Here is a 22,122-nt window from a genome sequence, read left to right on the forward strand (position 1 = left end):
AGCGCCCCAACTTGGCACCTTGGCGCCCCAAAACCAAACACCCCGCTGCCGCAACGTTCACCAAGCGTGCGCCGGTCTCGGCCGGCAGCCCCTCTAACACAAGCCCTTGAACAATAATCTGACCAATTGGCCATGTTTTTGCTGTGCAACTGCTCATCACCCTGACCCCGAGCAGTCCCATGTCCAAATCCCCCTCGCAACTGCGCCTTGAGCTGCGTGCCATTACCAAGCGATACCCGGGCACCTTGGCCAACGACCGCATCGACCTGCGCATCGCTCCCGGTGAAATCCACGCCCTGCTCGGCGAGAACGGCGCGGGCAAGAGCACCCTGATGAAGATCATCTACGGCGTCACCGCGCCGGATGCCGGCCAGGTGCTATGGGAAGGCCAGCCCGTGCACGTGCGCGACCCCGCCCGGGCCCGCGCGCTGGGCATCGGCATGGTGTTCCAGCACTTTTCCCTGTTCGAAACCCTGAGCGTCGCGCAAAACATTGCCCTGGCCCTTGGCCGCGATGCCGGAACGCCAAAGCAGCTGGCACCACGCATCCGCGAAGTGTCCCAACGCTACGGCATGGGCCTGGAGCCGGAGCGCCTGGTGCACAGCCTGTCGATCGGGGAACGCCAGCGGGTGGAGATCGTGCGCTGCCTGATGCAGCCGATCAAGCTGCTGATCCTCGACGAGCCGACCTCGGTGCTTACCCCGCGAGAGGTCGACGAACTGTTCGTCACCTTGCGCGCACTCGCCGCAGAGGGCTGCAGCATCCTGTTCATCAGCCACAAGCTAAACGAAGTGCGTGCCCTGTGCCATGGTGCCACGGTGTTGCGCGGCGGACGGGTTTCCGGCGCGTGCAGCCCGGCGCAATGCAGCGATCTGCAGCTGGCGCGGATGATGGTCGGCGATGCCGAAGGGCTGGAGGCAAGTTACCCGAAAAGCGCCGGCGGCTTGCCACGTCTGCGGGTGGACGACCTGTCCTGGCGCAACAAGGACCCGTTCGGCACGTCCTTCGAACACCTGCGCCTGGAAGTGCGCAGCGGTGAGATCGTCGGCATCGCGGGGGTGGCCGGCAACGGCCAGGACGAACTGCTGGCCCTGCTCAGTGGTGAAACACGCCTGCCCGCCGGCGAGCGCGAACGCATAACCCTCGACAACCGGCCGATGGCCCACCTGTACCCCGACGCCCGCCGCGCCCTGGGGGTGGCATTCGTACCGGCCGAGCGCCTTGGGCACGGCGCGGTGCCGGACATGAGCCTGGCCGACAACGCCCTGCTCACCGCTTTCCAGCACGGCCTGGTCAACCGCGGCCTGATCCGCTCCGGCAAGGTGCAGGCGCTGGCCGAGCAGATCATCCAGCGCTTCGCGGTCAAGGCCCCGGATGCCCGCGCCACGGCACGCAGCCTGTCCGGGGGCAACCTGCAGAAGTTCATCCTCGGCCGCGAAATCCTCCAGGCCCCCAAGCTGCTGGTCGCTGCCCACCCGACGTGGGGCGTGGATGTCGGCGCCGCCGCCGCGATTCACCGTGCGCTGATTGCCCTGCGCGACGCCGGTGCGGCAATCCTGGTGATCTCCGAAGACCTGGAAGAGCTGTTCCAGATCAGCGACCGCATCGGCGCGCTGTGCAGTGGCCGCCTGTCGCCGCTCAAGGCCACCGCACAGACCCATACCGTGGAGGTCGGCGGCTGGATGGCCGGCCAGTTCGATGCCCCGCAAGACGCCGCCTGACGAGAGCCCTTCATGTTGCTATCCCTCGAACCCCGTACCCAGCAGTCCCGTGCCATGCTCGTGCTGTCACCCCTGCTTGCCGCCCTGCTGACCCTGCTCAGCGGGGCGATCCTGTTCAGCGCCCAGGGGCATGCGCCCTTGCAGACGTTTCACACCTTGCTGATCGAACCCATCAGCGACCTCTACGGCCTCTCGGAACTGCTGCTCAAAGCCCTGCCAATCCTGCTCTGCGCCTTCGGCCTGGCGGTGGCCTACCAGGCGCGGATCTGGAATATCGGCGCCGAAGGGCAGTTGCTGATGGGCGCCCTGGCCGGCAGTGCCGTGGCGATCCACCTCATCGATTGGGAAAGCCGCTGGGCACTGCTTTGGGTGTTGCTCGCCGGCACGCTGGCCGGTGCGCTGTGGGGGGCGCTCGCGGCCTGGCTGCGCACGCACTTCAATACCAACGAAATCCTGACCACCATCATGCTCAATTACATCGCCTTGAACCTGCTGCTGTTCTTCGTCCACGGGCCACTCAAGGACCCCGAAGGGTTCAGCTTCCCGCAGTCGGCAATGTTCGGCGATGCCAGCCGCCTGCCGGCGCTGTTCGAGGATGGCCGACTGCATGTCGGGCTGTACTTCGTACTGATGGCACTGGTGGCGGTGTGGGTGCTGCTGCACAAGAGCTTCATCGGTTTCCAGATCAAAGTGCTCGGCCTGGACCGGCGCGCCGCCGGTTTTGTCGGCTTCCGTGAAAAGCGCCTGGTCTGGCTGGCGCTGCTGATCAGCGGCGGCTTGGCAGGCCTGGCCGGGGTCAGCGAAGTCAGCGGGCCGATCGGCCAGCTGGTGCCGCAGGTTTCACCCGGCTACGGCTACGCGGCTATCACCGTAGCGTTTCTCGGGCGCCTCAACCCGTTTGGCATTCTGGTCGCCGGGTTGTTGATGGCCCTGCTCTACCTCGGCGGCGAGAACGCGCAGATGAGCCTGAACCTGCCGCAATCGCTGACCGGGCTGTTCCAGGGAATGATGCTGTTCTACCTGCTGGCCTGCGACGTGCTGATCCTCTACCGGCTGCGCCTGAAGCTGAAAGGGCACCGCCGAGCGCCGTTGGCAAAAACCGCCAGTGCCTGAATTCCCATGACCCTTTCGTTTACCTGCCGCTCAACGCGTGCAGGCTGAGGCTTCGACTATGGATCTCGATCTGCTTGGCAACATTCTTTACGCCATGGTGCGCTGTGGTACCCCGCTGCTGCTGGTAGCCCTGGGCGAACTGGTGTGCGAAAAGAGCGGCGTACTCAACCTCGGCCAGGAAGGCATGATGCTGTTCGGTGCGGTGGTAGGGTTCATCGCCGCCTACGCCACCGGCAACCTCTGGCTGGGCGTCCTGATGGCGTGCCTGGCCGGCATGTTGCTGGCTTCACTGTTCGCTCTCGTAGCACTCGGTTGCCAGGCCAACCAGGTGGCGACCGGGCTGGCACTGACCATCTTCGGTGTCGGCCTGTCTTCTTTCGTCGGCACCGCCTGGGTCGGCAAGCCCTTGAGCGGTTTCGAGCCGGTGGCCATACCACTGCTGGCGGACATTCCGGTCATCGGCCATATGCTGTTCAACCAGGATGTGCTGGTTTACCTGTCCTTCGGCCTGTTCGTGCTGATTGCCTGGACGCTGCTCAAAAGCCGCACCGGCCTGATCCTCCAGGCCGTCGGTGAAAACCCCGACGCCGCCAGCGCCATGGGCCTGCCCGTGCTGCGCGTGCGCACCTTGGCGGTGCTGTTCGGCGGCGCGATGGCCGGGCTGGCCGGGGGTTACCTGTCGCTGGCCTACACACCGATGTGGGCAGAAAACATGACCGCAGGTCGCGGCTGGATCGCCCTGGCGCTGGTGGTGTTCGCCAGTTGGCGAGTACTGCGTGTGCTGCTCGGCGCCTACCTGTTTGGCCTGGCGAGCATCCTGCACCTGGTGGCCCAGGGTATCGGCGTGAGCTTCCCTGCCAACCTGCTGGCCATGTTGCCGTATGTGGCCACGATTCTGGTGCTGGTGGTGCTGTCGCGCGATGCCATCAAAACCCGCCTCTATGCGCCGGTTTCACTGGGTCAGCCGTGGAAGACCGGGCGCTGAGGCCTCGCGCCTGGCCGCACCGTGCACCGCAATTCATGCCCCTCTGCTCTGTTTTCTTGCATTACCAACGCACCCTACACAGCCAACATGAAGACCTACAGGAGCCACACCTTGAAGCCTCACAACAAAAGCAAATACCTGCTGCGCGCCCTGGCAGCCGCCATTGGCTTGAGCACCGCCCTGTCCGCCGCCGCAGCCGACCCGCTGAAAGTCGGCTTCGTCTATATCGGCCCGATCGGCGACCATGGCTGGACCTATCAGCATGAGCAGGGCCGCCAGGCCCTGATCAAGCAGTTCGGTGACAAGGTCGACAGCAGCTTCGTCGAGAACGTGCCGGAAGGCGCCGATGCCGAGCGGGTCATCCGCAACATGGCCAAGGGCGGCTACGACCTGGTGTTCGCCACCTCGTTCGGCTACATGAACCCCACCGCCAAAGTCGCCAAGCAGTTTCCGAAGGTCACCTTCGAACATGCCACCGGCTACAAGCAGGACAAGAACCTTGGTACTTACCTGGCCACATCCTACGAAGGCCGTTACGTCGGCGGGTACCTGGCCGCGAAAATGACCAAGAGCAAGAAGATCGGCTATGTCGCCTCCTTCCCGATTCCGGAAGTGCTGCGCGATATAAATGCAATCCAGCTTGCCCTGGACAAATACAACCCCGGCACCGAAATCAAGGTGGTATGGGTCAACTCATGGTTCGACCCGGGCAAAGAGGCCGATGCCGCCAACGCTCTGATCGACCAGGGCGTTGACGTGCTGTTCCAGCACACCGACAGCCCGGCACCGATCCAGACCGCCGAACGCCGCGGCATCTACGCCGTCGGCTACGCCTCGGACATGGCCCACTTCGGGCCCAAGGCGGTGCTGACCTCCATCGTCAACAATTGGGGGCCGCATTACATCAAGAGCACTCAGGCGGTCATGGACGGCACCTGGAAACCCCAGGACTACTGGGGCGGGCTTGCCGAGGGCACCGTACAGCTGCCCATCAGCGACCTGGTGCCGGCCGATGTCAAAAGCGGCGCCGAACAGATCATCGCCAGCATCAAAGACGGCACGTTCCACCCCTTCACCGGCCCGATCCTGGACCAGGCTGGCGCAGTCAAGATCCCCGCAGGTGCCGTGGCCAGCAATGCCGAACTGGCAGGCATGAACTACTACGTCAAAGGCATTACGGCGCAACTGCCCAAGTAAACGCCGGGTGGGAGCGCCAGCCGCTCCCGCTTGCACCGCCATTTCACGGAGCCATTCATGAACACCCTGCCGATCATCGATATCAGCCCGCTCTATCAGAACGATCCCGCCGCACGCCAGGCCGTAGCCCGGCAGATCGACGCCGCCTGCCGGCAGTGGGGCTTCTACTACATCAAGGGGCACCCCATCCCGGCCACACGCATTGGCGCACTGAAAGCGGCCGCCGAACAGTTCTTCGCCTGCCCGGCCGAAGAAAAGCTGCGCATCGACATCACCCAGAGCGAGCACCATCGCGGCTACGGTGCCATCGCCACCGAGCAGCTGGACCCGAGCCGGCCAAGCGACCTGAAGGAAACCTTCGACATGGGTTTTCACATGGCCCCGGATCATCCCGACGTGCTCGCGAAAAAGCCACTGCGCGGTCCCAACCGGCACCCCGCGATTGCCGGGTGGGAGGCGCTGCTGCAAACGCATTACCAGGACATGCACGCCTTGTCCCTGACCCTGCTGCGGGCGATGGCGCAGGCCTTGGGTATCGAGCACGACTTCTTCGACCAGCGCTTCGCCAACCCCATCAGCGTGTTTCGCATGATCCACTACCCGCCGCGCCAGACCGCCAGCAGCACCGACCAGCAAGGCGCTGGCGCGCACACCGACTACGGATGCGTGACCTTGTTGTACCAGGACAGCACCGGCGGCCTGCAGGTGCAGAGCGTGGATGGCCAATGGATCGATGCGCCACCGATCGAGGGCACCTATGTGGTCAACATCGGCGACATGATGGCGCGGTGGAGCAACGACAGGTACACCTCAACGCCCCACCGGGTGGTCAGCCCGCAGGGCGCGCACCGCTACTCGATGCCGTTCTTTGCCGAACCGCACCCGGACACGATGATCAGTTGCCTGCCCAACTGCTCCAGCCCCGACAACCCCGCCAAATACCCGCCGGTTTCGTGCAGTGCCTACATGCTGTCGCGCTTCGCCGAAACCTATGCCTATCGCCGTGAGCAGGCTACGTAGCCTGCGCCACATCAACTCAGATAGTCCTCAACCCACTTCACCCAACAATCGGAGCCGATCTTCACCAGTGCATCGTTGAAGTCATAATGCGGGTTATGTACCGAGCAACCATGGAACTCCCCTGTGCCGTTACCCAACATGAAGTAGCACCCCGGCCGTGCCTGGAGCATGTAGGCGAAATCTTCGGTGCCCATCACCTTCTTGGGCATCCTCGCCAGCATCTGCCCCTCGGCAAACAAAGGGCGCAGGCTTTCACGCAGCTGTGCGCTTTGCGCATCGCTGTTGCTCAGCGCAGGCGCCAGCTGGGTGAAGTCCAGCTCGATCTCTACCCCAAAGCTCTCGGCATGCCCCCTGACCAGCGCCTCGATACGCTGGTTTATCTTCAACTGGGTTTCGGGCGTATCGGTGCGCACGCTGAGCAACATGCTCGCTTCATCGGGAATGATGTTGTAGACCGTGCCCGCCTGGATCATGCCGATACTGATGACCGCGTACTCTTCAACGCTCAGGTTGCGCGACTTGATGGTCTGGATGGCACTGATCAGGCTATTGAGGGCCGAGATGGGGTCCACCGCAAGCTCCGGCATGGCGCCATGCCCGCCTCTGCCGCAAATGCGAATGCTCACGCGCTGGGAAGACGCCATGGTCGGTCCGCTTTGCACCACGCAAGTGCCCACCGGCATGCCTGGCATGTTGTGCAGCGCGTACACCGAATCACACGGAAAACGCTCGAACAGACCGTCGTCGATCATGGCCTTGGCGCCGGCCAAACCTTCTTCGTCGGGCTGGAAGATCAGGTTCAAGGTACCGTTGAAGTTTCGCGTCGCAGCCAATCGCGAAGCCGCCGCCAGCAGGATCGCGGTATGCCCGTCATGGCCACAGGCATGCATGCGCCCGGGGATCTTGCTGGCGTGCTCGAAGGGGTTCTTCTCGCTCATGGGCAGAGCGTCCATGTCTGCCCGCAGCCCGATGCTGCGGGGGCTGTCGCCCACTTTAAGCACCCCTACCAGGCCGTGCCCGCCCACATTACGGTGCACCTCATAGCCCCAAGCCTGCAGCTTTTCAGCCACCAGAGCAGCAGTGTCAGGCGTGTCGCCGCCGAGCTCTGGCGCCGCATGGATCTGGCGCCGGATCCTGATGAACGTGTCCAGCTCTTCAGCAAACTGCGGGGTTTGCTTTCGCTCGAAGGTACCCATGTCACTCGCATCCTTTGTTTTCAGGGAAGTACTTGAGGCACACCAGGCTTACCGCGCCACCCACCAACAGGTAGTAGGCCGGTGCCAATGGCGTGCCCATTGCGGCAATCAGCCAGGTAGCGATCAGTGGCGAAAACCCGCCGAAAAGCGTCACCCCCAGGCTGTAGCTGACCGAGGTGCCAAAGGCACGCTGCGCCTTGGGGAAGCCTTCCATGATCAACGCGAAGTACGCACCGGCGCCTATGCAAGTGGGCAGAATCAACGCCGCGACACACATCATTGCCAGGCCCATGTGCTCGACGTGCCCAAGCACGTAGAACACCGGCAGCGTCAACACCACGGGCGCGAGAATGGTCCAGACCAGCAGGCGTTTCCTGAGCTGGTACTTGTCGGCGAACTTGCCGGCCAGCGGGCATATGATCGCCATGCAGCCGCTGCTGATGCCGGCGATCGCCATGGCACTGCTTTGCGGGTAGTGCATGGCGGTGGTCAGGTAGGTGGGCATGTAAAACACGAACAGGTACATGCCGATGGTGGAACTGGCCATCAGGCCGATGCCCAGGCCGATGCGTTTGAGCAACTCAGGGTCCAGCGGCTGCCTGCCCTCCTGTGCCGCTGCGGCCTCGTGGGTTTCTGGTAGACGGTTGCGGATGTACAAGCCTACCGGGCCGATCAACAGGCCGAAAATGAATGGAATGCGCCAGCCCCAGCTTTCGAGGCTGGCCGGGTCCAGCAACTGGCTCAGGCTGAACCCGAACCCCGCCCCGACCAGCGCGGCATAGCCCTGACTGGCAGCCTGCCAGCTCACACTCTGGCATCGCTTGGAGGCAGTACTGGACTCCATCAGATAAACAGATGCGGTACCGACCTCGCCACCTGCCGACACCCCCTGAATCAGCCGACCGGCGACCAGCATGAACGTTGCAAAGATACCGATCTGCGAATACGTAGGCGCGAAGGCGATCAAGGCAGTGCCCAATGTCATCAGGCCGATCGTCAGGCTCAAGGCGGCTTTGCGGCCATGCCTGTCGGCGTATCGGCCAATGATGATGCCCCCGACAGGCCGCATCAAAAAGCCCACACCAAAAGTTGCAAGCGACATCAGGAGCGAGGCCAGTGCCGACTCTGAAGGGAAGAAGTGCCGGCCGATCAGCACTGCGAAGAAGCTGTAGATGGTGAAGTCGTACATCTCCAGGGCGTTGCCCAGTGAGCACGCTATCAGGGTTCTGCGTGAGGACGATGCCTGCGCGTGATGCTTTGAGCCGGCCTCCAGGATCGTAGGTGCAGGTAGCGGTCTATTCATTGTTATCTCCGATGGCGAATCACGGCATGCAGTGACTATCAGCCAATCGCGCAGCCAACACACTTGCAGTTTTGGCAATGAACTAACCAATGGTTAATTGACCGGGTGCTGGTGTGGCCGCTTTGCCTTGGGATGGCGCACAGATGCCCTGGCATCGTCCTTGTGCCCCGATAAGGGTCATCGAAGTTGGCCACTCAGGGGGATGGAAACAAACATTGGTCACTGCCATGCAGCAGCTTTGCGGCCACCTTTTCCCGGCCCAGCGAGATCCCGCCCACCTTATTAACCAAAAGACATTCGTTGGCCAAACAAGCAATCACGCTGCAACCTCCTGTTCATCGAATCTAGCGCGACCGCATCCCGTGCCTGGAGTCGTGAATGAATACTTGCATCACTCGCACTGTGTCGTTGCTGTTGATGAGCCAAGGAATTTGTCTTGCCATGCAGGCACAGGCTGAGGGCTTCCCTACCCTCAACCGGCTAGCTTCCGGGTTCGGTTACTACGGGGTGGATCAGGGGTTCGATGACAAGCTGAAGATCTACGGGACCGTGGATGCATTCGCCAGCTACCACGACTCTCAGCACCACTCAGGTTTTCAAATGGCGGGCGGCGGCGCCTGGACCAACAAACTCGGGTTGTATGCCCGAAAAGCACTCGACCCCGATACGGTGCTGGAACTGGACGTCGAAGAAGGCTTCAATCTGAACGGCAAGGCCCTGGAAGGGACGTGGGACAACATCGGCACGCTGCGCCTGGCAACGCTCGCCCTGCGCTCGCAGAGCCTGGGCAGGCTTGAGTTCGGCAAAACCTACGGGGTGGGGACCCCGACCTACGCCGACCCGTTTCTCGCGGCATACGGCTCGCCGTATACGTTTCTGTCAATACCTGCGGCCGGCAAAGGCGCCTACTATCTCGACCTGAGGCCCAAGCACACCCTGGCCTACACCAGCCCGAACATGAACGGTTTCAGCCTGGCAACGGCCTTGAGCTTCGGCTTCGATGACGTCGCCAGCCAGGGGCGTACGGTGCGTGGTGGGGGTGCGAAGCTGCAATACCGAAATAGCCGTGTGATGCTGCTGGGGTCTTACAACCTGTATTACAGCGACCCATGGGATGATGGTGGCAGCTCGCGACAGACTGCCAACCACTACACAAGCCTGTCGGCGTTCTATGATTTCGGCCCGCTGGCCACCAGCCTGACCTGGCAACGCCAGGATGTAGACCAAGCGGGCACACCCAGTACCACCGTGTACACCTTCGGCCTGATGGCCCCGGTGGGCGAGCTTGACGTGCTCAGGCTGGCGGTGGTCCAGCGGACGGTATCGGCCCGCGAAAAGGACGCGCTGGGGGCAGTGCTTGGCTACGACCACTTCTTCAACCCGCGATGGGCCGCCTATGCGCGCCTGGGTGTGATCGCCAACCAAGGCGCGTCATCGGTGACCTACGCAGGCACTCCGGTTGATCAGGTGGGAGATGACCCAAGCAATATTTCACTAGGCATGTACTACCACTTCTGAAACGTCCCGCGGCAGCGTCTTGAGGACTCTTGCGCGCAAGCTGTGGAAGAGTTCCTGGGCGGGGGCCGTGAGGCTATCACGGTCGATGCAGACGAGATTGATTGGATAGTCTGGTACCAACTCCTGCACCGCCACTTGAATGAACTCCGGCCGGGTCGCAAAGGTGAAGGCATCGTTTACGGCCAGCTCACTGATGGTCATCAGCGACTCAGTGTTCTTCAGGAGCTTGAGGGCCATCATTATCGACGTGCACTCCACCGCGCTCTGCGGCACACGCAGGCCATTGACCTCGAACAACTGGTGAAACTGCGATGCCTGATCGGTCAGCTCGTCCAGGCTGATCCAGTTGGCGTATTGCAGCGAACGCAGTGACTGGGAAAACTTCTGCTGGTTGGACGCATGGCAGATCACCTTGCCCTTGATGCTGCCCACTGCCTCCCAATCCAGATTGAGACGGCTCAAGGGTTGCTGGGAGGTGATGGCAAAGTCCAGGCTACCGTCGCGCAGGCGTTGCAGGATCTGGCTGGGACGCAGATCGGTGATGGTGATTTTCACCCGCGGGTACTTGCGCCGAAACGCCAGAATGCTTTCATCCACCCCGTCAAGCATCGCCGTCAGCGAGGTGACGCCGATCGACACCGCCCCCAATGCGGCATCCTGAATGCTTGCCGCCTCGATCTGCAAACGGCGGATACTCTCCACCACCAGGTTGGCATGGCGGATGATGCGCTTGCCCTCATCGGTCAACGCCATGCCCTTGTACGAACGCTGCAAGAGGGTGAACCCCAACTCCCGCTCCAGTTCCTTGATCGAGCGGCTCAGGGCAGGTTGCGTGATGTGCAAGATTTTGGAGGCCTCGAGAATGCTTCCCCCCTGGTGAATGGCAACAAGCGCCTTGAGCTGATGAAGTTTCAAGCGTGAACACCTTATCGAGAGCGGCGGGTTTCAGGTTGCAGTGCACATCAAACTGCAAAAAGAAGGCCTGGAATCGGTTCATGATCAGAGCCAGCCTGACGCTGAACGCCCTACTGCCTGCCCCAGCGTCCTGAACCTGGGGGAAACTGCGCCGAGCGGTTGGCCAAAGAGAATCACAAATGTGCATGATGGCTGCTTGGCGGTATCTGCAGATCGGGGAAAAGTGGTCGTTTATCGAACGGTTATTTCATAGGTTCTGGCCACTATCGAGGCGGGCCAACAAGGCTTCGCCTCGCGCCCACACGCCTTCGCGCCTGGCTACCGGCATGCCGTCAAGGCTGCGATAGACCAACGCCAGGCGGGGGTTGCCAGCCAATAGGTCACGATGGCGGATGATGAAGTGCCAGTACAGCGCGTTGAACGGGCAGGCATCCTCCTCTACCGCATGCTCGACCTTGTAGCTGCAAGCCTTGCAGTGGTCGGACATGCGCTGGATGTAGCGGCCACTGGCGCAATACGGTTTGGACCCCAGGTAGCCGCCGTCAGCGTGCATCACCATGCCGAGCGTGTTGGGCAACTCCACCCAGTCGAAGGCATCCATGTACACGGCCAGGTACCACTCGCAAATCGCGCTGGGCACAATACCGGCGAGCAATGCGAAGTTGCCCGTGACCATCAGCCGCTGGATGTGATGCGCATAACCCAACTGCAGGGTCTGGCCGATGGCCTGCTCCATGCAGCGCATGCGGGTATGCCCGGTCCAGTAGAATTCCGGCAACGCACGGTCGTTGCCCAGGTAGTTGAGCCCGGCATACTCAGGCATGCGTAGCCAATAGATGCCGCGCACATACTCGCGCCAGCCGATCAGCTGGCGGATGAAACCTTCAGCCGCGTTGAGCGGTATCCGCGCCTCACGCCAGGCATTGTCCACGTCTTCGCACAACCGCCGCACATCCAGCAGCCCGATGTTCAGGGCCGCACTGATACGGGCATGGAACAGGAACGGCTCGCCTTCGGCCATGGCGTCCTGAAAGTCGCCGAACGCGGCCAGGCCAAACTCGAGGAAATGTTGCCAGAGCTGTTGGGCCTGTTCATGGGTCACGGGATAATCGAACCCTTCTACCGCCCCGTAATGGTCACTGAAGCATTCGCCGACCAGCGCCACGACCGCCGTGGTGATTTCGTCCTGGGCAAAGCGCGCCGGGAACGGTCCGCGCAGCCCCCGTGGCAAGGGTTTGCGGTTGTCAGCGTCTAGGTTCCAGGACCCACCCACCGGGCTGCCATCAGGCTCCAGCAGAAGGCCGCAACGCTTGCGCATGCCTCGGTAAAAGTGCTCCATACGTAATTGGCGACGGTCTTTTGCCCAGCGTGCGAACGCATCGCGCGAGCAAAGAAACCGTGTATCGCGATGCCATACCAGTGGTAAGCCGGCGTCATTCAAAGCCTGCTCCAGGCGCCACTCACCACACTCGGTCAGGTGAATGTACGTCGCACCCAGCGCCTGCTGCCACCGGCGCAGTTCACCAGCAATGCTGCCGCTGTTGCCGGGTGCGTTCAGCTCTACATACTCCACCCGCCAGCCGCGCTCACGCAGCGCCTGGGCGAAATGGCGCATGGCGCTGAAAATGAGCACGATCTTTTGCGGATGATGCGGCACGTAGCGCGCCTCGCCCTGCACTTCCGCCATCAGGATCACATCGTGTGCAGGGTCCAGCGCGGCGAGGCTTGCTAGGTTGAACGACAGTTGATCCCCCAGCACCAGGCCCAGGCGCAATGCTCGGTCTACCACTGGCTGGCCAGCGTCACCGGCACGCGCAGGGGCTCGACAGGGCCATTGCGCTGCCCGCACATCTCGTCATGCACCACTTGTTGCACCAGCATGCAGGGCACGGGCGGCAGATCGGCCAGCAGTTGTCGCAGTTCGGTGGTCGAGCGAAAGCGCACCGCCTGGCCGTTTGCATCGCTGAGCGTGAGCGGCCCTGCGTCAGTCAGCGCCCGCAGGATGTAAAAGCCGCCTTCAAGCGACAGCAGCTCAAGTTCTTGAACGTTACCGGCTGCGGCCAGCTCCGTCAGAGTGTGCAGATTCATGGCGTGTACTCCATAAGGCAGGTATCACCTGCGCAGGGCGTCATTTGTAAACGTCAGGCTCGCTAAATCCTATACAAGAATAGCTTCTTGTACAGGTTTTAGGCTTTTATATATTTATCCCCCGGGCCTGAGCCGCTTTCAGCAGATGAAACGATGCAGCCTCCACTCCAATGCCCTTTGTGTGCACACACCTCTTTTCAGATACGGCAAAACCGTTAGAATCGCGTCCTCGATCCCTGACCCGTCCCAGAGCAGCCCCTTGAACCTGGCCCGCCCCGAAAAAGCACTGGTTGCCTGGATGCTGTACTTCAGCATCCTGTTCGGCTCGTTGCTCTGCGCAATGGGGCATGGGCAGATGGCCGGGTTGCGCCTCAGCGGCCTGGACGACGCCGCTTGGTGCGCCGCCGACAGCAGCGGTGCATTCAAGGGTGACCAGGACATCACCGACCCGGTGCCCTCCACCGGCGCCGACTGTGTGATCACCAGCCTGTTCTGCGCCAGCCTGCTCGCTGCCTTCTTCGGCCTGCTGGCCCTGCTCGCTGGCGAGTCGCGCAAACCCTTGCCCAGGCAACCGGCGCCGCGCCTGCCCAAACAACGCTGGCCGTTAGTCAACCCCCGCGCCTCACCCGCAACCCTTCCCGTGCTCTGACATCGCCACGCCGCGGCATCGCCTGCGGCGGGCGTTAATCTATTTCAGCCAGGAAGCCTTGCATGTTCCGCATGACCACTTTGGCGCTGCTCGTTGGCAGCGCAACCTGCGCGTGGGCGCAGGATCAGACCCTGACACTGCCTGCCAGCAACGTGACGGCCAGCGCCGACCAACCGAAACCGGCCACCGCCCTGAACCTTGATACCCCCAGCGAAAGCGGCTCGCGCCTGAACCTCAGCGCCCGTGAAAACCCTGCTTCGGTCAGTGTGGCCGACCGCCAGACCATGGAGCGTATCGGCGCGCGCAACTTCCAGGACGCCGCCAACGCCCTGCCAGGGGTGAATGCGTCGGCGCCGCCCGGCTGGGGCGGTTATGTGGCGTACCGGGGCTTCAACGGTGCCCAGGTCAGCCAGCTGTTCAACGGCATCAACCTGCAGTACGGCGCAGCGGCACGCCCGGTCGGCGCCTGGATCTATGACCGCGTCGAACTGCTGGGTGGCCCGTCGTCGTTCCTCAACGGCAGTGGCGCCGTGGGTGGCAGCCTCAACGTGATCACCAAGCTGGCAAACCGAGATGAGGATACCTTCGAAGGCCGTGTCAGCTACGGCCGCTACGACACCTGGGAAACCGCGGTAGGCTTCAACAAAGAGCTCAACAGTGGCGACGGCCCACGCCACTATGCGCGGCTCGACTACAGCCGCACCCACACCAATGGCTATATCGACCGGCAAGAGAACGGTGCCGGCAACCTCGCCTTCTCGCTGCTCAGTGACATCAACGACCAGTTGTCGCATACCCTGGCACTTGAATACCTGGAAGAAAAGGAAGACAGCCCCTACTGGGGTACGCCGGTGTTGCAACCGCTGACAGGGACCTTGCACATCGACAAAGGCAACCGCTTCAACAATTACAACGTCGAAGACGGCCGCTACGAGCAGCGCACCCGCTGGCTGCGCTCGATCACCGACTATCGTTTCGACGACACCACCCAGTTGCGCAACACGTTCTACCACTACGACGGCCAGCGCGATTACCGCAACCTCGAGGTGTACCGCTACAACGCCGACAACAGCGCCATTGCCCGCTCCGGGGGCTACCGCCAACGTCACGACCAAGAGGTCAATGGCAACCGCCTCGAGCTGACCCATCAAGGCCAACTGTTCGGCCTGGCCAGCGACTGGGCATTTGGCGTTGACTACAGCCGCAATCAGCAAACCAACTACCCGTTGTCCAAAGGGGCCTTCGACACCGTCGATCCGAACGGTTTCGAACCCGATCACTTCCTCGACATCCCTGGCATGGACGCACCGCGCAGCAAAGGCCGCAGCACGACCACCGACACCTCCTCGGGCTTCGTCGAGAACCGCACGCGCCTGACCGACCAGTTGTCGCTGATCACCGCCTTGCGCTACGACCACATCGACTTCGACGTTGTCGACCATGTCGCACGCTCGAAACTCGACCGGCGCTGGGACGCGGTCACTGGTCGCCTGGGCCTGGTCTACGACCTGACCCCGAACGTCAGCCTCTATACCCAGTACAGCACCTCGGCCGAACCACCAGGAGGCACGCTGACCAGTGCGTCGATCAGCCAGGTTGGTGACTTCGACCTGAGCACTGGCCGCCAGGTCGAGGTGGGCAGCAAGTTCGACTTCCTCGACGGCCGCGGCTCGGCCACCGCAGCGGCCTATCGCATCGTGCGCAAGAACATCTCGGTGTCCTCTTCGACCGTGCCCAACACCACCGAGCAGGCAGGCCAGCAGACCTCCACCGGTATCGAGCTGGCGGCGTCGTTCAAGGTCACGCCCAAGCTGCTGGCGGCCGGTAACTTCAGTTGGGTGAATGCCGAGTACGACGAGTTCAACGAGACCATTGGCGGTGTGGTGTATTCGCGCAAGGGCAAGAACCCGGTGAACATCCCCGACCGCGTGGCCAACCTCTGGCTGACCTACGACCTGGCGCCGGGCTGGCAAGTGGGTGCCGATGCACGCTACGTGGCCGCGGTGTACGCCAATACCGCCAACACCGCCTGGGTGCCGTCCTACACCCTATACGGGCTGTCCATGACCCACGACCTGGACAAGCATGTGCAGCTCAGCGCACGGTTGCGCAACCTCACCGACGAGGTTTACGCCCGCTTCATCCACCAGAGCAACACCCAGTACTACCTGGGTGAGCCGCGCAGCCTGGAAGTCGCTGTGCAGTGGCGTTACTGATGGGGCTGGCGTCGTAGACGGCGCCAGAGCCGGCAGGTAAAAGGTGCGTAAAGAGACGGTGGTCGACAGGCGTCATAACCCGCAAAATACGGCGTCGTCCACCCCCTGAAGGAATTGCTCATGCTGTACGTAGTCATGCTCGGTGGCCGCCATCCACGGGCCAGTATAGAGGTGCACGACGTGCTGTTCGCGCAGGCGGGCTCACTGCAGCAGGCGTACCCGCAACTGCGCGAGGGCTGGTTCGGCAGCCGTGCAGGCCTGCACATCGACTCGTGGCTGGAGGTCGACGGTATCGATCACTACCGTGTCGAGTTCAGCCAACTGGCGCCAGGCCCGGATGACCCGCGGCTGTTTTTCATCAACTTGGGCGGCTACGAGCCGCAGGTGTTTGGGGAGGCGCACCGCTACCTGCTGGTAGTGGCCAGGGACAAGGCCCAGGCCAAGCAACTGGGCAAGCAACGCATGCAGGCAGGCTGGCTCAAGCCGCATACCGACGCAGTGCTTGAGGTCGACGATTGCCTGCCAGTCGACCTGGTGGACGGGCGTTATGTGCACTTGATCGAAGGTGCGCATGGCGGGCTGCGTCAATACAGCGACTATATCCTGCTCTGAGACGCCAACTGCTTATGGGGCGACGATCTCGCCCCTCAGCGCACCTTCGCCTGGCCCGGCGCCGGCATCACCTGCACCTGACCATGTTCCACCCCACGTTCGACCATCAATTGGCGAGACAGCTCGCCAATGCGGCCGCTTTCGCCCTGCAGCACCGAGACCTCCAGGCAGTGGCCGGCGTCCAGGTGCACGTGCAGGGTGGACCGGGTCAGATCGTGGTGGGCATGCAGGGTCTGGTTGAGCCGCCTGGGCAGTTCGCGGGTGCTGTGGTCGTACAGGTAGCTGACCACGGCCACGCAGGCGGCATCGTCCGGCAATGCTTCAGACTCGCGCATGCCCGCACGCAGCAGGTCGCGAATGGCCTCCGAACGGCCCTGGTAGCCTTGGCTCGCCACCCGCCGATCGATGACGTCGAGCAGCTCTTCATCCAGCGTGATGGTGATTCGTTGCATTTTGTAACTTCCGGTAAGATGATTTCACGTAGACATCATACCCACCGCGCTTTAGCCTACGGCCTCCGTGAAAGTGGGGAACGCAGTGTGAAGCAGCAGCCAGCTAAACGAAAGCCCGCCCTCTTGGGCCTCCTTTTTCTTGCTGCGTGCACTGTTGCGCCGGCCAGCAGCGCCGCCGAGCAAGGGCCAAGGTTGGTGTACTCATGGCCTGTGAATGCCGGGCCGCTCGACCCGCGTGGCTACTCCCCGAACCAGATGTACGCCCAGGCCATGGTCTATGAGCCCCTGGTGCGCTATACCGCCGCGGGTACGCTGGAGCCTTGGCTGGCTGAGGCCTGGCAGGTTTCCGATGACGGCAAGACCTACACGTTCACGCTTCGTGACGGTGTGCGCTTCAGTGATGGCACACCGTTCGATGCGCCTGCGGCCAAAGCCAACCTCGACGCAGTGCTGGCCAACACTCAGCGCCACCGCTGGATGGAGCTGGTGACCACCCTGGACCACGTTGAAGCACCTGAACGCCTGACCCTGCGCCTGGTTCTCAAGCACCCCTACTACCCAACGCTGATGGAACTGGCCCAGGTTCGTCCGTTGCGCTTTGCCTCGCCTCAGGCAAAACCCGGCCAACCCGCCGGGACCGGCCCGTGGATGCGCGCCGAATCGCGCCTGGGCGAATACGACCGCTTCGTGCGCAACCCTCATTACTGGGGGCCAAAGCCGGCCTACGCCGAGGTCATGGTCAAAGTCATCCCAGACCCCAACAGCCGCGCGCTGGCCCTGCAGGCCGGCGAAGTCGAGCTGATCCAAGGCGCCGCCGGCGAGATCACTGCCAGCACGTTCGTACGCCTGCGTGACCAGGGCTTTGCCACCGCACTGTCGGCACCGCTGGCCACCCGCACCCTGGCGATGAACACCGGCCGTGGCGCTACCCGTGATCTGGCGGTACGCCAGGCGATCAACGAGGCGGTGGACAAGCAAGCCATCATCGACAAGATCCTCTACGGCCTTGAGCCCCGGGCAGATACCCTGTTTGCCAGCAACACGCCCTACGCCGATATCGGCCTCAAGCCCTACCCGTATGACCCTGTACTCGCCGCCAACTCCCTCGATGCTGCCGGGTGGGCGCTGGCGCCAGGCGCTTCAGTGCGCAGCAAAGGCGGCGAACCATTGGCCATCGAGTTGGTGTTCCTCGGCACCAGCGCCTTGCAGAAGAGCCTGGCCGAAGTGCTGCAGGGCGAGCTGGCGAAAATCGGCATCCGCATCGACCTGCGTGCGGTTGAGGAAGGGGCGCTGGTGCGACGCCAGCGCGACGGCGACTTCGGCATGATCTTCGCCGACACTTGGGGTGCGCCCTACGATCCGCATTCGTTCGTCAGCTCCATGCGCTACGCCGGCCATGCCGACTACATGGCCCAGCGTGGGTTGGCAATCAAGGACGAACTGGACAAGCGCATAGGCCAGGTGCTGGCCAGCACTGATGAGCAGCAGCGTGCCGAGCAGTACCGCTTCATCCTCACCACCTTGCACGAACAGGCCGTCTACCTGCCCATCTCGCATCTCACGGCCATCAGCGTGCGCCGAAACTCCGTGGCCAAGGTCCAGTTCGGCAGCACCTTGTTCGATGTGCCGTTCGAAACCATGACACCCAAACAGGAAGACTGACATGTTGCGCTACATCCTGTTGCGCCTGGCGCTGCTTGTACCGGTCATGCTTGGCGTTTCGTTGCTGGTGTTCGTGCTGCTGCACCTGGGCAGCACCGACCCGGCGCTGGACTACCTCAGGCTTTCGCATATCCCGCCGACCGACGCAGCCATCGCCGAGGTGCGCCATACCCTGGGGCTGGATCGCCCGCTGTATGCGCAATACCTGAGCTGGCTGTGGAACGCCGTGCATCTGGACTTCGGCATCTCCTATATCACCGGCCGCCCAGTGCTTGATGACCTGCTCTACTACCTGCCCGCCACCCTGCAACTCGGCGGCCTGGCGTTGGCCTGCACGCTGCTGCTGTCGATCCCCTTGGGGCTGTTGGCGGCCCGCTGGCAAGGGCGCTGGCCCGACCACGCCGTGCGGGCAGTGACGTTCCTGGGGGTGTCCATGCCCAATTTCTGGCTGGCGTTTCTGCTGATCGCGCTGTTTTCCCTGTGGCTGGGCTGGCTGCCGCCGCTGGGGCGTGGGGGGGCTGGGCATCTGGTGATGCCGGTGCTGGCCATCGCCCTGATGTCGATGTCGATCAACGCCCGCCTGCTGCGTGCCAGCCTGCTGGAAGCCGGCGGGCAGCGCCACGTCACCTATGCCCGTGCCCGCGGCCTGCCCGAACGGCACGTCTGGCGCGACCATATCCTGCGCAATGCCTGGTTGCCGCTGGTGACCGCCACCGGCATGCACATCGGCGAACTGATCGGTGGCGCACTGGTGATCGAGACCATCTTCGCCTGGCCCGGCGTTGGCCGTTTTGCGGTGTCTGCAGTGCTGAACCGCGACTTCCCGGTGATGCAGTGCTTCACCTTGCTACTGACCGGCCTGCTGATGGTCTGCAACCTGATCGTCGATGTCTGCTACGCCTGGCTTGATCCTCGCAGCCGGCTGGAAGGGGTGAACGCATGAGTGTGCAGTCTGCCCTGCGTCAACCATTGCTGCTGCGCCGCCCCAGCCTGATGATCGGCCTGGCCCTGGTCGGGCTGCTCGCATTGCTGGCGCTGTTCGGCCACTGGATCGCCCCGCATGACCCCGACCTGGTCGACCTCGGCCAGCGCCTGCAGGCGCCCGACGCCAGCCACTGGCTGGGCACCGACCACCTCGGGCGCGACCTGCTTTCGCGGCTGATCGTCGGCACGCGCCTGTCCTTGGGCAGCGTGATGCTGACCCTGGCGCTGGTGCTGGCGCTAGGGCTCGCGGTAGGCGGCGTGGCCGGGTTCGTCGGCGGGCGCACCGACCTGCTGCTGATGCGCCTGTGCGACATGTTCATGACCTTCCCCACGCTGGTCCTGGCATTCTTCTTCGTCACCTTGCTGGGCACCGGCCTTAGCAACGTGATCATCGCCATCGCCCTGTCCCACTGGGCCTGGTATGCGCGCATGGTGCGCGGCCTGGTGATTGCCCAGCGCGGCCGCGAATACGTGTTGGCTTCACGCCTGGCCGGTGCTTCACGCTGGGCGCGGCTGCGCCAGCATGTGCTGCCCAATATCGCCGGCCCATTGCTGGTGCTGGCCACCATGGATATCGGCCACATGATGCTGCACGTCTCCGGCCTGTCGTTCCTTGGCCTTGGGGTGGCGCCGCCCACCGCCGAATGGGGCGTGATGATCAACGACGCCAAGGAATTCATCTGGACGCACCCGCAACTGCTGCTGTTGCCAGGGCTGATGATCTTCTTCTCGGTGATGGCCTTCAACCTGCTGGGCGATGCGCTGCGCGACCGCCTCGACCCCACACAGGAGCGCCATTGAATGAACCCATCAGTACTTGAAATCCGCGGCTTGCGCATCGAGGCTCAGGCCGGCGTGCTGGTGCACGGCGTTGACCTGCAACTGCGCCGCGGCGAAGTCTGCACGCTGGTCGGTGCCAGTGGCTCGGGCAAATCCCTCAGTTGCCTTGGTGTGCTCGACCTGCTGCCACCAGGCCTTAACCGCACCCAGGGGCAGTTGCTGCTCGACGGCCAGCCGCTGGCTGCAAGCAGTGTTCGTGGCCGCCTGGCCAGCCTGGTACTGCAAAACCCGCGTAGTGCCTTCAACCCGGTGCGCAACATGGCCAGCCACGGCCTGGAGACGCTCAGGCAGCGCGGCGTCACCGGTGCTGCAGCCCGTGCGCGGATGGCCGACTGCCTGGATGCGGTGGGTCTTGCAGACCGGGAGCGGGTGCTGCAAGCGTTCGCCTTTCAGCTCAGCGGTGGCATGCTGCAACGGATGATGATCGCCCTGGCGCTCATGGCCGAAACCCCGTTCCTCTTGGCTGATGAACCTACCAGTGACCTCGATGCCCTGAGCCAGGCGCGGTTTCTCGACCTGCTGATGGAACTGGTGCAGGTGCATGGGCTTGGGGTATTGCTGGTGACCCACGACATGGGCGTGGTGGCGCGCTGCGCAGACCAGGTTGCGGTGATGGAAGCCGGCCGCATCGTCGAATGCCAGCCGGTCCATGAGCTTTTCCAGAACCCTGCCAGCGCCGCTGCCCGCACCCTCCTCCACGCCCAGCAGGTACTTTGCCGGAGCCAACCATGAGCCTGCTGCACGTCCACAACGTTGGCCATCGCTATCGCACCGGGGGGCTGTTGCGCAAACGGGGCTGGCTGCAGGTGCTCGACAGTATCGACCTGCACCTGCACGCAGGTGAGTCCATCGGCCTGCTAGGCAGCAGTGGCAGCGGCAAAAGCACACTGGCGCGGCTGCTGCTCGGGCTGGAAAAACCCACCCAGGGCCAGGTGAGCTTTGCCGGGCAGGATGTCAGCCAGCTAAGAGGTGAACAGGCGCGCGACTTCCAGCGCACCGTGCAACTGGTGTTCCAGGACGCCCCTGGCGCCTTCAACCCGCAGCGCAGCATCGGCTGGAGCATCGCCGAGCCGCTGCGCCACCTCACCGACCTGGATGAAGCCGGCCGACAAGCTCGCACCCTTGAACTGCTGGAGGCAATGGGCCTGCGTGCCGAGCATGCCCAGCGCCTGCCGCAGCAGTTGAGTGGCGGCCAGTTGCAGCGCGCCAACATCGCCCGGGCGCTGGCCGTCTCGCCGCAACTGGTGGTGCTCGACGAAGCGTTGTCGAACCTGGATCGGGTATTGCAGTTACAGCTCCTGCAGCAGCTGGAGGCCCTGCGCCAGCGCAGCGGCACCGCCTTCGTGCTGATCAGCCATGACCTGAGCCTGGTGCAGTACTTCTGCCAGCGGGTCGTGCTGCTGGACGGCGGCTGCATCGTCGAGGATCGGCCCGTCACGCACTGCACTGGTTTCGAGCATCCAGTGGGAAAGCAGCTACAGTCTGCCATGTTGCCCACGCGCCCCGACAAGAGCCAGGCAAGACAAGCGCTGCCAATGGGTGTGCACTGACGCCAACAACAGAGGGCATCCCACGTGAACGCCAGAACGCTTTTCCAGGGCGCAGGCAAAGTGCCACAATGCGCCACCGATCACGAATTGCGGCGGATGCC

The 22,122-nt window shown here is 63.1% G+C and carries 20 protein-coding genes; 14 read left to right on the forward strand and 6 right to left on the reverse strand.

Features of this window, described 5'->3' with window-relative positions; all coding sequences use genetic code 11:
• Positions 1-179: 179 nt before the first annotated feature.
• The 5 genes from ACW4TB_RS05140 (at position 180) to ACW4TB_RS05160 (ending at position 6,036) form a co-directional block, all read left to right on the forward strand.
• Complete coding sequence (locus ACW4TB_RS05140) at positions 180-1,721, forward strand: ABC transporter ATP-binding protein (protein WP_279932259.1); 1,542 nt, start codon at positions 180-182, stop codon at positions 1,719-1,721.
• A gap of 12 nt (positions 1,722-1,733) precedes the next feature.
• Complete coding sequence (locus tag ACW4TB_RS05145) at positions 1,734-2,834, forward strand: ABC transporter permease (RefSeq protein WP_279932258.1); 1,101 nt, start codon at positions 1,734-1,736, stop codon at positions 2,832-2,834.
• A 58-nt stretch (positions 2,835-2,892) separates the two neighbouring features.
• Positions 2,893-3,819: an ABC transporter permease gene (locus ACW4TB_RS05150; protein WP_012314841.1), complete on the forward strand. Its 927-nt coding sequence runs from the start codon at positions 2,893-2,895 to the stop codon at positions 3,817-3,819.
• 111 nt (positions 3,820-3,930) lie between these two features.
• Positions 3,931-5,016, forward strand: coding sequence for a BMP family ABC transporter substrate-binding protein (locus ACW4TB_RS05155; protein WP_455842900.1), 1,086 nt, complete (start codon positions 3,931-3,933; stop codon positions 5,014-5,016).
• A gap of 57 nt (positions 5,017-5,073) precedes the next feature.
• A complete protein-coding gene (locus tag ACW4TB_RS05160) occupies positions 5,074-6,036 on the forward strand; it encodes a 2-oxoglutarate and iron-dependent oxygenase domain-containing protein (RefSeq protein WP_254465947.1) in 963 nt (320 codons plus the stop codon).
• Positions 6,037-6,047: 11 nt separating this feature from the next.
• On the opposite strand, the gene ACW4TB_RS05165 is transcribed toward ACW4TB_RS05160, so the two are convergent.
• Positions 6,048-7,232 carry a M20 aminoacylase family protein gene (locus tag ACW4TB_RS05165; RefSeq protein ID WP_254465948.1) on the reverse strand — a complete coding sequence of 395 codons (1,185 nt, stop codon included), beginning with the start codon at positions 7,230-7,232 and terminating at the stop codon, positions 6,048-6,050.
• A gap of 1 nt (position 7,233) precedes the next feature.
• Positions 7,234-8,535, reverse strand: a complete 1,302-nt coding sequence (locus ACW4TB_RS05170; RefSeq protein WP_012314845.1) for an MFS transporter — start codon at positions 8,533-8,535, stop codon at positions 7,234-7,236.
• Positions 8,536-8,913: 378 nt separating this feature from the next.
• Here ACW4TB_RS05170 and ACW4TB_RS05175 point away from each other — a divergent pair, with 378 nt between their 5' ends.
• On the forward strand, positions 8,914-10,053 hold the full coding sequence (locus tag ACW4TB_RS05175; protein WP_279932257.1) for a porin: 1,140 nt from the start codon (positions 8,914-8,916) through the stop codon (positions 10,051-10,053).
• Here ACW4TB_RS05175 and ACW4TB_RS05180 read toward each other — a convergent pair.
• From ACW4TB_RS05180 to ACW4TB_RS05190, 3 genes are all read right to left on the reverse strand, one after another.
• A complete protein-coding gene (locus ACW4TB_RS05180; protein WP_012314847.1) occupies positions 10,030-10,968 on the reverse strand; it encodes a LysR family transcriptional regulator in 939 nt (312 codons plus the stop codon). The genes ACW4TB_RS05175 and ACW4TB_RS05180 overlap by 24 nt on opposite strands.
• 247 nt (positions 10,969-11,215) lie before the next feature.
• On the reverse strand, positions 11,216-12,757 hold the full coding sequence (locus tag ACW4TB_RS05185; RefSeq protein ID WP_455842901.1) for a cryptochrome/photolyase family protein: 1,542 nt from the start codon (positions 12,755-12,757) through the stop codon (positions 11,216-11,218).
• Positions 12,751-13,056 carry a DUF6482 family protein gene (locus ACW4TB_RS05190; protein ID WP_012314849.1) on the reverse strand — a complete coding sequence of 102 codons (306 nt, stop codon included), beginning with the start codon at positions 13,054-13,056 and terminating at the stop codon, positions 12,751-12,753. Before ACW4TB_RS05190 ends, ACW4TB_RS05185 begins: the two co-directional genes overlap by 7 nt.
• 259 nt (positions 13,057-13,315) lie before the next feature.
• On the opposite strand from ACW4TB_RS05190, the gene ACW4TB_RS05195 reads away from it, so the two are divergent.
• The 3 genes from ACW4TB_RS05195 to ACW4TB_RS05205 all read left to right on the forward strand — a co-directional run bounded on the left by ACW4TB_RS05195 (position 13,316) and on the right by ACW4TB_RS05205 (position 16,533).
• Positions 13,316-13,705, forward strand: a complete 390-nt coding sequence (locus ACW4TB_RS05195; protein WP_012314850.1) for a DUF2946 family protein — start codon at positions 13,316-13,318, stop codon at positions 13,703-13,705.
• A gap of 62 nt (positions 13,706-13,767) precedes the next feature.
• Positions 13,768-15,921, forward strand: coding sequence for a TonB-dependent receptor (locus ACW4TB_RS05200; RefSeq protein ID WP_279932255.1), 2,154 nt, complete (start codon positions 13,768-13,770; stop codon positions 15,919-15,921).
• Between the two features lie 120 nt (positions 15,922-16,041).
• Positions 16,042-16,533 (forward strand): DUF1543 domain-containing protein, encoded by a 492-nt coding sequence (locus tag ACW4TB_RS05205; RefSeq protein ID WP_254465952.1) that lies wholly within the window; start codon positions 16,042-16,044, stop codon positions 16,531-16,533.
• 35 nt (positions 16,534-16,568) lie between these two features.
• Here ACW4TB_RS05205 and nikR read toward each other — a convergent pair whose 3' ends face one another.
• Positions 16,569-16,985 (reverse strand): nickel-responsive transcriptional regulator NikR, encoded by a 417-nt coding sequence (gene nikR, locus ACW4TB_RS05210; RefSeq protein WP_012314853.1) that lies wholly within the window; start codon positions 16,983-16,985, stop codon positions 16,569-16,571.
• Positions 16,986-17,108: 123 nt separating this feature from the next.
• On the opposite strand from nikR, the gene nikA reads away from it, so the two are divergent.
• Genes nikA through nikE form a run of 5 tightly spaced genes read left to right on the forward strand, consistent with a single transcriptional unit; the run spans position 17,109 to position 22,021 of the window.
• Complete coding sequence (gene nikA / locus ACW4TB_RS05215) at positions 17,109-18,647, forward strand: nickel ABC transporter substrate-binding protein (RefSeq protein WP_455842902.1); 1,539 nt, start codon at positions 17,109-17,111, stop codon at positions 18,645-18,647.
• A 1-nt stretch (position 18,648) separates the two neighbouring features.
• Entirely contained in the window at positions 18,649-19,590 is a 942-nt protein-coding gene (gene nikB, locus ACW4TB_RS05220) for a nickel ABC transporter permease subunit NikB (protein WP_046785844.1), read from the forward strand.
• Positions 19,587-20,432 (forward strand): nickel ABC transporter permease subunit NikC, encoded by an 846-nt coding sequence (nikC, locus tag ACW4TB_RS05225; protein ID WP_012314856.1) that lies wholly within the window; start codon positions 19,587-19,589, stop codon positions 20,430-20,432. Before nikB ends, nikC begins: the two co-directional genes overlap by 4 nt.
• The gene (gene nikD / locus ACW4TB_RS05230) at positions 20,433-21,203 is read left to right on the forward strand and encodes a nickel import ATP-binding protein NikD (protein WP_279932248.1); all 771 of its coding nucleotides are present in this window, start codon (positions 20,433-20,435) and stop codon (positions 21,201-21,203) included. It abuts the gene before it with no gap.
• Positions 21,200-22,021, forward strand: a complete 822-nt coding sequence (gene nikE, locus ACW4TB_RS05235) for a nickel import ATP-binding protein NikE (RefSeq protein ID WP_012314858.1) — start codon at positions 21,200-21,202, stop codon at positions 22,019-22,021. The genes nikD and nikE overlap by 4 nt, the downstream gene beginning before the upstream one ends.
• Positions 22,022-22,122 lie beyond the last annotated feature (101 nt).

The organism is Lelliottia jeotgali (assembly GCF_977070485.1).

Coding starts and splice junctions, on each gene's coding strand:
- ACW4TB_RS05140 (WP_279932259.1), top strand. CDS start 180: ATGTCCAAATCCCCCTCGCAACTGCGCCTTGAGCTGCGTGCCATTACC.
- ACW4TB_RS05145 (WP_279932258.1), top strand. CDS start 1,734: ATGTTGCTATCCCTCGAACCCCGTACCCAGCAGTCCCGTGCCATGCTC.
- ACW4TB_RS05150 (WP_012314841.1), top strand. CDS start 2,893: ATGGATCTCGATCTGCTTGGCAACATTCTTTACGCCATGGTGCGCTGT.
- ACW4TB_RS05160 (WP_254465947.1), top strand. CDS start 5,074: ATGAACACCCTGCCGATCATCGATATCAGCCCGCTCTATCAGAACGAT.
- ACW4TB_RS05165 (WP_254465948.1), bottom strand. CDS start 7,232: ATGGGTACCTTCGAGCGAAAGCAAACCCCGCAGTTTGCTGAAGAGCTG.
- ACW4TB_RS05170 (WP_012314845.1), bottom strand. CDS start 8,535: ATGAATAGACCGCTACCTGCACCTACGATCCTGGAGGCCGGCTCAAAG.
- ACW4TB_RS05175 (WP_279932257.1), top strand. CDS start 8,914: ATGAATACTTGCATCACTCGCACTGTGTCGTTGCTGTTGATGAGCCAA.
- ACW4TB_RS05190 (WP_012314849.1), bottom strand. CDS start 13,056: ATGAATCTGCACACTCTGACGGAGCTGGCCGCAGCCGGTAACGTTCAA.
- ACW4TB_RS05200 (WP_279932255.1), top strand. CDS start 13,768: ATGTTCCGCATGACCACTTTGGCGCTGCTCGTTGGCAGCGCAACCTGC.
- ACW4TB_RS05205 (WP_254465952.1), top strand. CDS start 16,042: ATGCTGTACGTAGTCATGCTCGGTGGCCGCCATCCACGGGCCAGTATA.
- nikR (WP_012314853.1), bottom strand. CDS start 16,985: ATGCAACGAATCACCATCACGCTGGATGAAGAGCTGCTCGACGTCATC.
- nikB (WP_046785844.1), top strand. CDS start 18,649: ATGTTGCGCTACATCCTGTTGCGCCTGGCGCTGCTTGTACCGGTCATG.
- nikC (WP_012314856.1), top strand. CDS start 19,587: ATGAGTGTGCAGTCTGCCCTGCGTCAACCATTGCTGCTGCGCCGCCCC.
- nikD (WP_279932248.1), top strand. CDS start 20,433: ATGAACCCATCAGTACTTGAAATCCGCGGCTTGCGCATCGAGGCTCAG.
- nikE (WP_012314858.1), top strand. CDS start 21,200: ATGAGCCTGCTGCACGTCCACAACGTTGGCCATCGCTATCGCACCGGG.